Consider the following 14,120-nt stretch of genomic DNA (forward strand, 5'->3'; position numbering starts at 1 on the left):
GTACCGAACTGGCGACGCACTGGAACAGCCAACCACTACATTCCGATGTCTCACCTGCGAGTTGCTTGTTCGGTCCACAACTCCCGGGCCGGAGCACCCAAACCGGGCCTCCGCCGACCAATCCGAATCTGAATCCGGGATTTTCGAGACAATCGGCGATTATGAAATATATTTGAATTGAATACTAGTATCGTTGTCTGTAGTAGACAACGAGGATTAGTAGTATTGGTAGATGAGCTGGCGATGAGTTAATAAATCACATATAGCTATACAAAATTGAGGATCGGTACGGCCACAACTTCGGAGGATGGGAACTTTGCGCGGCTTTGTCGAGAGGCTCGACGGTATTACGGGAGAAAAAGGCCAGAAGAACGGTTACACGAGGCAGTTCTCCGCGATTATCCGCGTCGATTGAGATTTCACCAATAGACAGCGCCACCACTTACGCAGGGCGAACCAGAGCAGTCCACAAATTAGTCAAGGGAACAGTGCCGGAGAGACCGTCTCAGCGTACCCTCCAACAGATGATCGGTGTGCAGCCCATCTCACCATCAGTCCCGGCGTTCAGCGGGAACACAGTGAGCCACGAAATATTGTAAGTAGTAATAGAATCGGTCGATTTCGTTCGAGTACCGAGACTTCAGGCGCTGAAGAGACCGCTGCGTCGAGAGTTCCAATACACACAGGAAGACAGAATGCATCGGATCCTTCGACCGCACCTTTCGGCACGACCCCCACAAGTAGCGACCTCGCTTGGTGATTCATCACAGAGATAGTGAAGTCGCGAATAAGGCGCTACAGAGACTGATTTCGGCCACGCGCTAACTCGTGACCTCGGGAGAAGGGTCACGGGTGGGCGCAGAGCCCCGCTCTGGGGGGTGCCGTACTCGTATCGAATCGCGGATGGTCGTTCTAAGAGGAAGAACGGTCGAGATACCGCGAGTCGGCACGTTGTGACCCTCAGAACACGTACACCCACGAGAGAAATTAACCGACAGCTATAGTAGCGTTTGCAACTGGTTACACATCTAATCGCACGACAGCGTGCGATTGAGTACGCATTGACTTGCAAACGCCACTATAACTCCCGTCGCGTATTCGGCAAAAGACCGCGAAGGCTTGACCGCTGTCCGAGGCTTTTTCTCGCCGTGTAGTACATAGTCGCTATGGACACGGACCCCCGCGAGGAAGTCGCAATCGACGCCGCGGAGAGAGGTGCCGACCACGCGTCGGCGCGTTTCAGAACCAAACTCGATATCGAGCAGAAAGGCGACGCGATAGACCTCGTCACGGAAGTCGACCGCGAGACACAACGGCGGGTTATCTCGACGATTCGAGAGCGGTTCCCCGACGACGCGGTCGTCGGCGAGGAGGAAGACGAACTGAAGACCGTCCCCGAGTCGGGATACGCCTGGATTATCGACCCGATAGACGGGACGCAAAACTACACCCGAGGTGCCCGCGAGTGGGTGACGAGCGTCGCCGTCGTCAAAGACCAGACGCCGATTGCGGCGGTGAACGTCTCTCCCGAGACGAGAGACACCTACATCGCCACGGAAGAGGGAGTCGAGCGAAACGGGCGGCCGATCACGGTCAACGACGAGTCGAACACCAGCGCGTTTCTCGTCTCCTCGACGCTCCGGTATCAGGACGGTGACCGGCCGGGAATCGAGCGACTCGCGGGAGACATCTTCGGCACGTTCGGCGAGATGCGGAAGCTCGGGACGACGCAACTGACGCTTTCGCGCCTCGCCGACGGGTCGATAGACGCCGTCGTCGGGCTCGACGAACAACCGAACGCGTGGGACACCGTGGCCGGGGCCTACCTCGTCGAACGCGCGGGCGGAACCGTAACCGACCTCCACGGAAACAGGTGGGGACCGGGTCAGCCGGGTCTCGTCGCGTCGAACGGACACGCACACGACGAGGTGCTCGAAGCGGCGCAGGCGGCGTTCGAGGCGACGCGATAACGGCACCGCCCCCCCACCACCCGACCGGACAGACTTCGTGACGGGTGGCCGGGGCATCAGAATTACACAGTTATGTCTGTAATGAGGATGGGGAGAAACCCCGTCGGTGAGAGACGTAACCCCCGAGAGACCCCACGAACATAATAATTCTGTCACGAGGCTACGGACGGGAGTTCGCCGTGAACCGACCGAGAACGAAAGCCGAGACCACGGACCGCCGACACGTGGTGCGGATGTTAGTTCGGTGGCATCGCCCAGTCCGCGACCTCATTTAAACGTTCACGCGTCCGAAAGCCGTGACGAGTGAGGCGGTCTCAAGCCCTCACTCGCCCGTAAATTCGAACCTCACGCGTCTCGGGAGACTCGGCGTTCCTAACTTCCGAATACGTATATAGAGGCAAGTCGGTTCCCCCGCCGAAAACAGATAATTCCAACCTGTATCCTTCGTAAATATCTCTAAGACGTGTGTTAACCATTGTCAATCTCAGAGAGCACGTATAAACGTTCGACTTTCCGGAACCAACTGCGTCGCCGAGCAGAAAGGACCGGTCGTTTACCCCCGGGCGTTCAGCATCGAGTCTCGGTCGCTGGTCGGTATGGCTGGCCCCCGCAAACGGAGGTACATCTTTAACCCCTGACCGTGGATTCCCCTCCATGAATAGACACGACCCGTCCGGCGTGCTCAAGACGACCGCCGCCTCGCTGGCGCTCGTCGACCACATCCTCGAACTGGAGGGAGCGACGATGGGCGAGTTGGTCGAGGCGACGGATCTCGCGAAGAGCACCGTCCACGCCCACCTCAAGACGCTCGCGGAGTACGGCTACGTCGTGAACATCGACAACGAGTACCAGTTAGGTGCGAAGTTCTGCCACCTCGGCGACTACGTCAGAACGCGCAAGGACTACTACCGGGTCGCCCAAGAGACCGTCTCGTGGCTCGACAGCGAGTCGTCGATGGACGCGGACTTCGCGGTCGAAGAACACGGCCGCATCGTCTCGTTGTACGGCGACCTCGAGTTCGCGAACTCCCCGCGATTTCTCATCGATGGCAGTCCGTTTCACGTCCACACGACGTGTTCGGGCAAGGCGATTATTGCCGAGTACCCGGAGACGCGGGTGCGGGACATCATCGACCGCTGGGGACTGCCGGCGGCGACGGACGACTCCATCACGACCGAAGAGGAACTGTTCGCGGAGCTGGCGACGGTCCGCGAGCAAGGGTACGCCGAGAACAGCGGCGAGGCGGTCGAGGGCTTTTGGGCCATCGGAAAGGCCGTGAAGTCGCCGCGGGGTGAGGTGTACGGGTCGCTGAATCTGAGCGGTCCCGCCTACGTTATCGACGAGGAGACGCGGGCGACGCAGGTGGAACTGCTCGAACGCGCCGCCGAGCGGTTCGAACAGGGCGTCGCGGAACTATATCGGACTCAAGCGGACGAGGCGAACGAAGGGTGAGTGCGAGAAGCGAAAAGTGAGAAGTGAGAAACGTTCGTCGGACCGACGCGAGTCGGTCAATCGGGCGCGTTACGCCGGGACGTTGCCCGACGGGACGACGCCGTCGTCAGTCCACCCGCGACGCTCGTAGTACGCTTCGAGCGCCGCTTCGAACCCGTCTAACTCGTCGGCGTACGGGAGCGTGTCGTCGCCGCGGTCGAAGCCGCGCTGGTTGTTGAAGTGCCGTTCGAGCGTGACGATGCGGTCGCCGACGGCCAGCAGGTCCTCGAAGTCGGCGCCGAACAGCATCTCGTAGCGCTCGGGAGTCATGAAGTCCCGCGAGAACTTACAGACGATGCCGCTGTCGTTGAGCGCCATCTGGTTTTCCTTCTCGATGAGGCGCTTGGGCTTGCCCTCGAACCCCTCCGGTGGGTAGGCGTCGTCCTTGCCGACGAGCGGGTACTCCTGGGAGTAGAACACCGCGTACATGTGGTCCGCGCCGCGGTTGGCGACGGCGTACGACAGACCCTGTCCGTGGAGGACCCGCCCCTCGTGGGCGGCGAAGTCCATCCCCTTGACCGTCCAGTTCTCCACGCCGAGGTCGTCGTGGACGCGGGCGATGCCCTCGGCGAGGTCGTCGCCGATTCCCTCCCGGAGCGCGATTTTCTCCACGAGGTCGTGGATAAGGTCGGTGTTACCGAACTCGTCTTCGCTGGCGAGGTAGGCCGCGACGGTGTTGCCGGCCGAGATGGCGTCGAGGCCGTAGCGGTCGCACAGCTCGTTCGACTTCATCACCTCGACGATGTCGTCGACGCCGGAGTTCGACCCGAACGCCATAGTGACTTCGAACTCGGGGCCCTCGGTTTCCACGCCCGCCTCCTCGTCTCTCGTGGGGAGTTTGCACGCGAACGCGCAGGCGGAACAGGTGCCCTTCTTGTACTTCTTCTGCTCGATGGCGTCGCCGTTGATTCCCTCCGCGCCCTCGAAGTGGCGCTCGGAGAAGTAGTACGACGGGAGGCCGTCCATCTCGTTGGCGAGGTCCAGCACGGCGACGGTCCCCTGCCGCTTCATGATGTGGTCGTCGGTGGCGGCCTCGCGGTGAATCTCCATCTGCGACGACGGAATCTCGATGTCGGGCGCGGAGTCGCCGCCGAAGGTGAGCGCCTTCACGTTCTTCGACCCGAGGACGGCACCGAGACCGCCGCGGCCGAACGCGCGCTCCTCGCTCGTCATGATGGAGGCGAAGCGCACGAGATTCTCGCCGGCGGGACCGACGACCATCGTCCGGTCGGCTTCGATGCCGTGTTCGTCGTCGAGGTACGCGACCGTCTCGGGGACCGTCGCGCCGGCGAGGTCCGGGACGGACTCGAACTCGACGCCCTCGTCTGTGACGTGGAGGACGACCAACTCGTCGCTCGCGCCCGTGAGTTCGACCGCCGAGTAGCCCGCGTCCGCGAAGTTCCGCGAGACGAACCCGCCCGCGTTCGACGAGCAGAGGCCGCCGGTCAGCGGCGAGACGCTGGTGCAGTTCGTGCGACCGGTGAAACTCATGTTCGACGCCTGCATCGGACCGGTGCTGAAGTAGACGCGGTTCTCCGGGCTGAAGGGGTCAACGTCGAATGAGACGCGCTCGTGGGCGAGACGGGTGGCCACCCCGCGGCCGCCGACGTAGGATTCGAGAATCTCGTCGATGTCTTCCGTCCGACTGGTCTCGTCCCCTAAGTCGACCGTGAGCAGCGGACCTTTTGCGTGTAACATTAGAAAAAGAAGGACTTGCCTCGCACAAATCCATTGTGGTTACTGTTACGTCGCTAACCAAATCACCGCGGGATACCAGTCCCGAAACCGAATACTGTGTACGTCATCAATAAGAAGCGTGGACAAATTATTTATGACTGTTCTACATGGGTTGAGGCATGGTCGCAGGTCCGCCGATTCACGAGTTGCACTTCGACGACGCACCGAACGTGGGCGACGTTCCGGGGCCGAAATCGACGCGACTCCTCGAAAAACAGCAGCGAATCGACAGCAGCGCCGTCTCGTATCCCGAGGACATCCCCATCGCGTTCGAAAGCGGGAAGGGTGCGACGGTGCGCGACGCCGACGGCAACACCTTCATCGACATGTTCGCGGGTATCGGCGTGCTCAACGTGGGTCACTCGAACCCGTACGTGTTGGAGGCGGTCCACGAGCAGACCGACAAGTTCGTCCACACCGTCGACTTCCCGACGGAGGCCCGACTCGACCTCATCGAGAAGTTGGACGAAATCGCGCCAGAGGGACTGCGCGGGAACAACCGCGTCGTCTTCGGCGGTCCGACGGGGAGCGACGCCATCGAGGCGTCCATCAAACTCGCCAAGTACAACACCGAAGGGACCGGTCTCGTCGCCTTCCGCGGCGCGTACCACGGCGCGACGAGCGGCGCAATGAGCCTCACCGGCAACAAGAAGTTCAAGGGCGACTACTCGCCGCTCCTCCCCGACGTGGTCCACGCACCCTACCCGAACACGGTCGAGATGGGTAAAGGCCCGCAGGAGGCGGTCGACCACTGTCTCGAAGAGGTCAAGGCCATCTTCGAGGACCCCTACGGCGGCCTCGCCAACCCGGCGGGCATCTTCGTCGAACCGATTCAGGGCGAAGGCGGCGTCGTCACCCCGCCGAAGGGGTTCCTGAAAGGCCTCCGCGACATCGCCGATGACAACGACGTTCCCCTCGTGTTCGACGAGATTCAGAGCGGCCTCGGCCGCTCCGGCAAGTGGTGGGCGAGCGAGTGGTACGGTGTCACGCCGGACGTGATGACCTCGGCGAAGGCGCTCGGCGGGACCGGCTTCCCGCTGTCGGCGACCATCTACCACGAGGACCTCGACACGTGGGGGTCGGGCGACCACGCGGGCACGTACCGCGGCCACGTCGTCGGGATGCGCGCCGGCACCCGCGCCATCGAGTATATCCAGGAACACGACCTCCTCGCGCACGCCCGCGACCTCGGCCAGTACATCCGCGGCCGGCTCTCGGAGGTCGCGGAGGACAACCCCCGAATCGTGGACGTTCGCGGGAAGGGCCTGTTCATCGGCGCGGAGTTCGTCGACGCCGAGGGCAACCCCGACGGCGAGGCGGCCGACGCGCTCCAGCAGTACTGCTTCGAGCGCGGCGTACTGGTGTGGAAGGCCGGCCGGCACGGCAACATCCTGCGACTGCTCCCGCCGCTCGTGCTCACCCACGACCTCGCGGAGACGGCGCTCGACGTCATCACCGACGGCATCGAAGCGGTCACGGCCGAAACGCAACGAGTCTAACCACGGTCGAACACCACGATGCCACCCGAACGAGTCATCACGGACGACGCCCCGCGTACGGATAACCCCTACTCGCAGGGCGTCGTCGCCGGCGACACGCTCTACGTCTCGGGCTACGGCCCGGTCGACCCCGAGACGGGTGAGGTGGTCGACGGCGACATCGAAGCACAGACCGACCGCGTGCTCGACAACATCGCGGCCGTCGTCTCCGAGGCCGGCGGCGACGGCCTCGACGACGCGGTGAAACTGACGGTGTACGTCACCGACCTCGACGACTACGAACGGGTCAACGAGGCGTACGGCGCGCGGTTCGACGAGGTGCCGCCGGCGCGCGTCTGCGTCGAGGTCGCGCGCCTGCCCGGCGACGTTCGCGTCGAGATGGACGCGATAGCGTATCTCGGGTAGGCCGCAGCGCGTGGCGGCGCCGCCCGGACGCCCGGGAGATTCGCGGCCCAGTCGAACCGGGGCTCAGTCGTTCAGTTCGTCGACTCGGCGGTCGCGCCGCTCGTTCGCGGCGTCGATTCGCTCGACGAACTCGGACATCTGGGCTTTCATATCGGCGCGCAGGTCGGTCGCCGAGAAGTCGTCTGACTCCGCCAGAAGCCTGACGAACGCCTGTAGTTCCTCGTCGGTGAGCTGGTCGAACGCGCCGCGTTCGAGTTTGTCGATGACGGCGTCGACGTCGATTTGGCCGACCGGTTCGACGTTGAAATCCACCGTGACCATCCGGTAGTCGGAGCCGGCCAGTTCCTGCTCGGCCTTGTTGACGCCCTCGGAGAGCATGTCCTTGAACGGGGTGTAGTAGCCCATCGTCCCGAGGTGGAGGAACGCGAGCATGTCGGTGATGCCCCGCGTGTACGCCTCGCGGTCGGCGGCGTCGGGGTTGAACACCGTCTCGCGGTCGCGGTCTTCGAGCGACTCGAACAGGATGGTGAAATCGAGTATCGCGTTGCGGAGGCGGCGTCGAATCCGGTTTCGCTTCTGCTTTTTCGAGTGGTCGGTGTAGTCGGTCTTCCGGCCGAGCAGGAACTCGCGGTCGCTCGGCGTCAGGATGCCGCGGCCGCGGTCGGCGGCGTAGGCGAGGTCGTCGGTGCCGTCCGTTCCGTCGGCGTCGTTTGCCATATACAGAACGCGTGTACGAATTCGATTAAGCGTTACGAACGGGCCGAATATCCGGACGAATCGGGGCGATAGCCGGGGTATTCCGAAGTCTCGTCTACAGTTCGTGTGAACGCACCGGTCGAGGGCGGAGCGAGGCGCTACGCAGCGGGGAAAGCGCACGACTGCAGCGGGTCGACGTCCGACTTTCCGACCGTTTGTAAACGGATTTCGTTCTCGGCGTCACCGATAACCACAAATTTTATGGTAATGTTTGCACTTGTCGTGATGTGAGACATCACGTAGCATGGTGTCCGTCGGAGCGATAGTATGACAGACCACATTACAGCACACGGGTGCAACGGTCATCGTGGCGCACAGTTCGAGGCGCGGGCCTCGACCAGTCAGTCGGGAGGTGGCAGTCTCGTTCAGACGGGGTCGAACGGGGCGATTACGCACGGGGGGTGTCGGCGGTGAGCTCCTCAAACGGCGTCGTGAGTGAGTTCCTCGACGAAATCGAGCCGGTGGTGTTCGCGTTCGGCGCGGCGATAACGCTGCTCTTCGTCGGCGCGTTCAGCCTCAATCCGGAGGCCTCCTACGACTTCGTCCTCGGGATTCGCCGGTGGATTCTCGCCACGTTCAACTGGTTCTTCCTGTTGGCGATGCTCGGGTTCGTCCTGTTCTTGGGCTTCGTCATCTTCGGGCCGTGGGGTAACCTGAAGCTCGGAGACCAGGACCCCGAGTACGGCTTCCTCTCGTACTTCGCAATGATGTACTCCGCCGGCCTCGCGGCGGGTATCGTCTTCTGGGGTCCCGCGGAGGCGCTGTTCCACTACTCGACGGTCCCGCCGCTGTACGGGGCCGAGGCCCAGTCCTCGGCGGCGATGCCGCTGGCGGTCCAGTACTCTATCTTCCATTGGAGTCTGACCCAGTGGTCGTGTTTCACCGTGATGGGTCTCGCCATCGGCTACTTCGTCTACAACTACGACGCGCCGCTTCGCGTGTCGGCGGTCCTGACGCCGATTCTCGGTGCGGACAACGTCGACGGCGCGATAGGGAAAACCGTCGATATCCTCGCCGTGTTCGCGACCCTCGGCGGCGTCGCAACCTCGCTGGGCTTCATCGGAAGCCAGTTCATCACCGGCCTGAACTTCCAGTGGGGAATCCAACTTGGCGACGTGGGAACCATCCTCGTCATCACGGGCATGGTCGTCATCTTCACCATCTCGTTAGTGCTGGGCGTCGACAAGGGGATTCGACGGCTCTCGAACTTCAACATGGTCGTGTTCACCCTGTTGATGCTCGCGACGCTGATATTCGGGCCGACCTTCCGTATCCTCGAACTCGGCACGCAGGCGACCGGTGGCTTCATCGGCGACTTCTTCCAGATGAGCCTGTTCACGCAGGCCACCGCGACCAGCGCCAGTAAGTGGGTCAACGCGTGGACCGTCTTCTACTGGCTCTGGCCGCTCGCGTGGTCGCCCTTCGCGGGCCTGTTCATCGCCCGCATCTCGCGCGGTCGGAGCGTCCGCGAGGTCGCGTTCGCCGGCATCGGTGCGACCTCACTCGCGACGGTCCCGTGGTTCGCTATCGTCGGCGGCGCGGGCGTCATCATGCAGCACACGGGCGCGGCGAACGTCCTCGGGCCGGTCTCCGAGTACGGCGAAGCGGTCTCGGGGTACGTCCTCTTCGGCAATCTCCCCATCGTCGGACTGCTGCTCCTGTTCGGGTTCCTCGTGCTCGTGACGACGTTCTTCGTCACCTCCGCCGACTCGTCGACGCTGGCTGTGTCGATGATGACGACCGGCGGTAAAAAGGAACCGTCCGCGCTCAACCGCATCTTCTGGGCCGTCCTCCAGGGCGCGGTGGCGTCCATCCTGATGGTCGTCGGCGGCGTGAACGCCCTGCAGTCCGCGGCGATTATCACGGGCGCGCCGTTCGCCGTCATCTGCGTGATAGCGACGCTCGGGCTCATCCGGACCTTCCAAGACGACTACGGAAGCCTGCTCCTCCAAGACGAGACGAACCTCTGGGGGAAGTCGGAGTCGACCGGCGGGCAGGCACCGGCCGCGAACGTCTCCAGCCACGACGACGACTGACGCCGACTCCAGCCGAACGCGGTTCCGTCCCCGTCTCTGTCCCCGTCTCCGTCATCTCCATTCTACGAAGGCCCGTACCGACCGAGAGCGCCGCCGGCGCGGTCGCCGAGGCGGACCGCGAACCGTGATGTGTGGTAGCTCCTATGATACCAAGTTTTAATGTACGGTATCAACAAATCCTGTGTATGGATCGGGATACCGCAGAACCGGACGCAGCAGCGCTGCCCGGACCCAACGCGAAGCAGTGGGTCGAGTTCCACCACAAGCACGCCGCGCCCAGCGAGTACTCCCACGAGTTCGTCTGGGACGTGACCGCCGAGGCCGACGGTCCGTTCGTCACCGACGTGGACGGCAACGTCCTCTTGGACTTCACCTGCCACATCGGGGCCGCGCCGCTCGGCTACAACAACGAGAAAGTGCTGTCGAAGCTCCGGGAGTTCGACCTCGTCGAACCGATGAAAATCGCCGGCCAAGACATGTACTTCGGCGCGGGACCGGACCCCGAAACCGCCGAGTTCCCCGGGTCGAGCCACCTGATGGACAAGCTCACCGACGTGTCCTCTCACTACGGGATGGACACGGTATTCCTGTCGAACTCCGGGGCCGAGGCCGTCGAGAACGCGATGAAGATAACGCACGACCACAAGGCCCCCGCGAAGTACGGCTACGCCTTCGACCAGAGCTTCCACGGCCGGACTCTCGGGACGCTCTCGCTCACGAAATCGAAAGAGGTCTACACCCGCCACTACCCGCAAGTCGCGGGCATCGAGACGGTTCCGTTCTGCTCGGATTCTGGCTGTTCGGCGGACTCTTGCGACTGCGGCTTCTTCGCGGGTGGCGGGTCGCAGTTGCGGAACTCGCTCTCGCCGGAGGGCGGCCACGTCAACCCCGACGAGGTCGCGTTCGCGATTCTCGAACCGATTCAGGGCGTCGGCGGCTACCGCTTCCCGAGCGAGGAGTTCATGGCCGAGGTGGGCGACGTCTGCGACACCTACGACATCCCGCTCGTCGTGGACGAGATTCAGTCGGGCGTCGGGCGGACGGGCGAGATGTGGGCCGCCGACCACTACCCCATCGAACCCGATGTCATCGCCAGCGCGAAGGGGCTCCGCGTCGGCGCGACCGTCTCGAGGTCCGACGTCTTCCCGACCGAGAAGAACCGCCTCGGGTCGACGTTCGGCGGCGGCGACCTGCTCGCGTCGATGCAGGGCGCGCTCACGCTCGACGCCATCGAGGAGTACGACCTGCTCGACAACGCGACCGAGCGCGGCCGGCAGGCGAAGGAACTCCTCGCCGACGACGCGCCCGACCACGTGGTCGACGTGCGCGGCAAGGGCCTCATGCTCGCCGTCGAGTTCGACACCAAACAGCGCCGCGACGCCGTCGTCGAAGCGGCGCTCGACCGCGGCCTGCTCACCCTCGGCTGCGGGAAGAAGACGATTCGCCTCCTACCCCCGCTCGACTCCACCGAGCGCGAAATCGAACTGGGCGTGGGCATCTTCTGCGAGGCGATGGACGCCGTGGCGACCGAAGCGGTCGCGTGAGCGTGGGTTTCGCCGGACGAACAGCGTGAGAAAAAACGGACCCGAGACGCGGTCTGTCCCGTTTTTCCGGACTACTCAGGCCGAGTCAGCAGACTCGCCGACGCACCTGTCCAGCGAGTGCGAAGCGACTTCGACGCCGTCGACCGCGGCCAGCGAGCCGAGCGCGTCCGCGAGGTGGTCCGGACCGCTCCCGTCGAGGCGAACCTCGACCGGAACCCGATTCGGTTCGTCGGCGGCGGTTCGGGCGGCGCGCTCGACGCTATCGAGTTCGGCCCCGGACGCGGCGACGGCCTCGGAGAGGTCGCCGAGAACCGCCGGCCAGTCGTCGAGTTCGAGTCGCGCTTCGGCGGCGCGTCCGAGCACCTCCATCCCGACGCGAGTCAGTTCGGCGTGTTCGGAGAGGCCGACGTTGCCGCCGGAGACGACGGCCGCGACGTGCTCGCCCTCGACGTCGACCGCGCCCGATAGCAGCGCTGCGACCGGGGCCGCACCGGCCGGTTCGGCGACGGTCTTCGCCCGCTCGGCGAGGACCGTGGTGGCGACCGCGAGGTCCGTGTCGTCGACCGAGACCACGTCGTCGACGCGGTCGCGGACGACCGCGAAGGTCCGCTCTAACAGCCGCGCGTCGGCGATGCCCTCGGCGACGGTATCGACCTCCGAAAGCATGCGAATCTCGTCGGCCTCGAGCGAGGGCTTGGCGTGGGCCGCGCCCTCGGGTTGGACGCCGACGACGCGCACGTCGGGGTTCCGCGCCTTCAGCGCGGTGGCGATACCGGAGATGAGGCCGCCGCCGCCGATGGAGACGAGAACCGTATCCACGTCGGGCGCGTCAGCCGCGAGTTCCCGTCCGACGGTCCCCTGTCCGGCGATGACGGCCGCGTCGTCGAAGGGGTGGACGAACTCCAGTCCCTCGTCGTCGGCGAGTCGCAGAGCGTGTTCGTACGACTCCTCGTACAGGTCGCCCTCGACGACGACCTCCGCGCCGTAACCGCGGGTGGCGTCGATTTTCACCGCCGGCGTGATTTCGGGGACGACGATGGTCGTGTCGATGTCGAGCAGGTCGCCGGCGAGCGCGACGCCCTGCGCGTGGTTGCCGGCGCTGGAGGCGACGACGCCCCGTTCTCGCACCGACTCGGGGAGCTGCGCCATCGCGTTGTACGCGCCGCGAATCTTGAACGACCCCGTCCGCTGGACGTTCTCCAGTTTGAGGTCGACCCGCTCGGCCCCGCAGCGGTCGGCTATGGTTCGCGAGCTATCGAGCGGCGTCCGGTGGACCACGCCGTCGAGTCGCTCGTGGGCGTCCGCAACGTCGTCGGCGGTGACGACTTCCGACGCCGGGGGTGCCGACTCGCCGGTGACGCGCCCGTCGCTCATCGGTTCGCTCCCGCGATTTCTGGAACCGACTCGACGCCGGCGACCGACAGAATCGACCGCGTGAGGACTTCGACGCCGGTTTCGAGGCTTCGCTCGTCCACGTCGAACGTCGCGGTGTGGTGGCTCGTCGGGTGGTCGGTGCCGACGATGGAGTAACATGCGAGGCCGCCGTCGCGCTGGACGCGCTCCATGAGGAACGTGGCGTCCTCGCTCGCGCCGAAGTCGGCGGTCGGCACGACGCGGTCGACGCCGCGCACGCCCTCGGCGGCGTCGGCGACGGCCTCCACGAGTTCGGGGTCGCTGTCGGCCCGCGGGCTCTCGCTGACCACGTCGACCGTCGCTTCGCAGTCGTGCAGTTCGGCGGCCTTCTCGAACCGCCGGCGGAGTTCGGACTTGGCGTACTCCATGAGTTCGGTCGTCTCGCCGCGCGCCTCGGCGACGGCTTCGACCTCGTCGGCGATGACGTTGCTCGCGGTGCCGCCTTCGACCCGACCGACGTTGACGCGGGTCATCCCGTCGGAGTGCCGCGGAATCCCGTAGACGCTCTCGATGGCGGTGCCGAGCGCGTGGATGGCGTTCGCGCCGGCTTCCGGTTCCTTGCCGGCGTGGGCGGTCGTCCCCTCGATTTCCGCGTCGATGTGGCACATGGCGAGCGGCTTCTCGATACCGGCGACGACCTCCCCCGTCGGGTGGTCGAGGCCGACGTGGACCGCGAAGAAGTAGTCGATACCGGCGGCGTACTCGCTTTTCGCCATAGGCGCGCCGCCCCCCGAGATCTCCTCCGCGGGCTGGAAGAACACGACGAGCCGACCCGAAAAGTCGCTTTCCTTGACGGCTTCGAGCGTCGCCAGCCCCCACGTCATGTGGGTGTCGTGGCCGCAGGCGTGCATCGTCTCGCCCGTCTCCGAGCGGAAGCCCTCGGCGGCGGGGTCGTGGCCCGCGTCGTCCGACTCCTCGATGAACAGCCCGTCGATGTCGACCCGAAGGCCGACCGTCGGCCCCTCGCCGCGGTCGAGGACGGCGACACAACCGGTCGTCCCGCCGCGGAGCGGTTCGAGGAGGTCCGGGTCGACCCCGCTGTCGAGCGCCCGGTCGTACCACTCGTCGAGTCGGTCGTCGCTCGGAACGGCCATCCGGTCGTCGGGGTCGTAAGCGTCCGCGCCGACGGCGAGTTCGTCCACGCCGATGGCGCGCAGTTCCTCGACGAGCCGCGCGGTCGTCCGGAACTCGCACCAGCCGGGTTCGGGGTGGCGGTGGAGGTCTCTGCGAAGCTCCGCTAGTCGCGCTCGAACGGCGTCGGCCATGCGT

Annotated in this window: 10 protein-coding genes; 6 read left to right on the forward strand and 4 right to left on the reverse strand. The window is 64.7% G+C overall.

Going from position 1 to position 14,120, the window contains the following annotated elements:
* The first annotated feature begins 1,166 nt into the window (after positions 1-1,166).
* Both C5C07_RS16155 and C5C07_RS16160 read left to right on the forward strand, forming a co-directional pair.
* Positions 1,167-1,970, forward strand: coding sequence for an inositol monophosphatase (locus C5C07_RS16155; protein ID WP_115805554.1), 804 nt, complete (start codon positions 1,167-1,169; stop codon positions 1,968-1,970).
* A gap of 654 nt (positions 1,971-2,624) precedes the next feature.
* Entirely contained in the window at positions 2,625-3,422 is a 798-nt protein-coding gene (locus C5C07_RS16160; protein WP_115805555.1) for an IclR family transcriptional regulator, read from the forward strand.
* 69 nt (positions 3,423-3,491) lie between these two features.
* Here C5C07_RS16160 and C5C07_RS16165 read toward each other — a convergent pair whose 3' ends face one another.
* Positions 3,492-5,159 (reverse strand): aldehyde ferredoxin oxidoreductase family protein, encoded by a 1,668-nt coding sequence (locus C5C07_RS16165; protein WP_115805556.1) that lies wholly within the window; start codon positions 5,157-5,159, stop codon positions 3,492-3,494.
* Positions 5,160-5,317: 158 nt separating this feature from the next.
* Between C5C07_RS16165 and C5C07_RS16170 the strand changes: the two genes are divergently transcribed.
* Positions 5,318-6,697 (forward strand): aspartate aminotransferase family protein, encoded by a 1,380-nt coding sequence (locus tag C5C07_RS16170; RefSeq protein WP_008097269.1) that lies wholly within the window; start codon positions 5,318-5,320, stop codon positions 6,695-6,697.
* Between the two features lie 18 nt (positions 6,698-6,715).
* Positions 6,716-7,102, forward strand: coding sequence for a Rid family detoxifying hydrolase (locus C5C07_RS16175; protein WP_115805557.1), 387 nt, complete (start codon positions 6,716-6,718; stop codon positions 7,100-7,102).
* A 63-nt stretch (positions 7,103-7,165) separates the two neighbouring features.
* Here C5C07_RS16175 and C5C07_RS16180 read toward each other — a convergent pair whose 3' ends face one another.
* Positions 7,166-7,819 (reverse strand): hypothetical protein, encoded by a 654-nt coding sequence (locus tag C5C07_RS16180; protein ID WP_008097264.1) that lies wholly within the window; start codon positions 7,817-7,819, stop codon positions 7,166-7,168.
* Positions 7,820-8,259: 440 nt separating this feature from the next.
* Between C5C07_RS16180 and C5C07_RS16185 the strand changes: the two genes are divergently transcribed.
* Together C5C07_RS16185 and C5C07_RS16190 are read left to right on the forward strand one after the other, a co-directional pair.
* Complete coding sequence (locus tag C5C07_RS16185) at positions 8,260-9,894, forward strand: BCCT family transporter (protein WP_115805558.1); 1,635 nt, start codon at positions 8,260-8,262, stop codon at positions 9,892-9,894.
* Positions 9,895-10,079: 185 nt separating this feature from the next.
* Positions 10,080-11,438: an aminotransferase class III-fold pyridoxal phosphate-dependent enzyme gene (locus C5C07_RS16190; RefSeq protein WP_115805559.1), complete on the forward strand. Its 1,359-nt coding sequence runs from the start codon at positions 10,080-10,082 to the stop codon at positions 11,436-11,438.
* Between the two features lie 75 nt (positions 11,439-11,513).
* On the opposite strand, the gene ilvA is transcribed toward C5C07_RS16190, so the two are convergent.
* Both ilvA and C5C07_RS16200 read right to left on the reverse strand, forming a co-directional pair.
* Positions 11,514-12,812, reverse strand: a complete 1,299-nt coding sequence (ilvA, locus tag C5C07_RS16195) for a threonine ammonia-lyase (RefSeq protein WP_115805560.1) — start codon at positions 12,810-12,812, stop codon at positions 11,514-11,516.
* Positions 12,809-14,116, reverse strand: a complete 1,308-nt coding sequence (locus C5C07_RS16200) for an amidohydrolase (protein WP_115805561.1) — start codon at positions 14,114-14,116, stop codon at positions 12,809-12,811. Before C5C07_RS16200 ends, ilvA begins: the two co-directional genes overlap by 4 nt.
* Positions 14,117-14,120: the final 4 nt, after the last annotated feature.

Source organism: Haloferax sp. Atlit-4N (genome assembly GCF_003383025.1).
Classification (GTDB): Archaea; Halobacteriota; Halobacteria; order Halobacteriales; family Haloferacaceae; genus Haloferax; species Haloferax gibbonsii.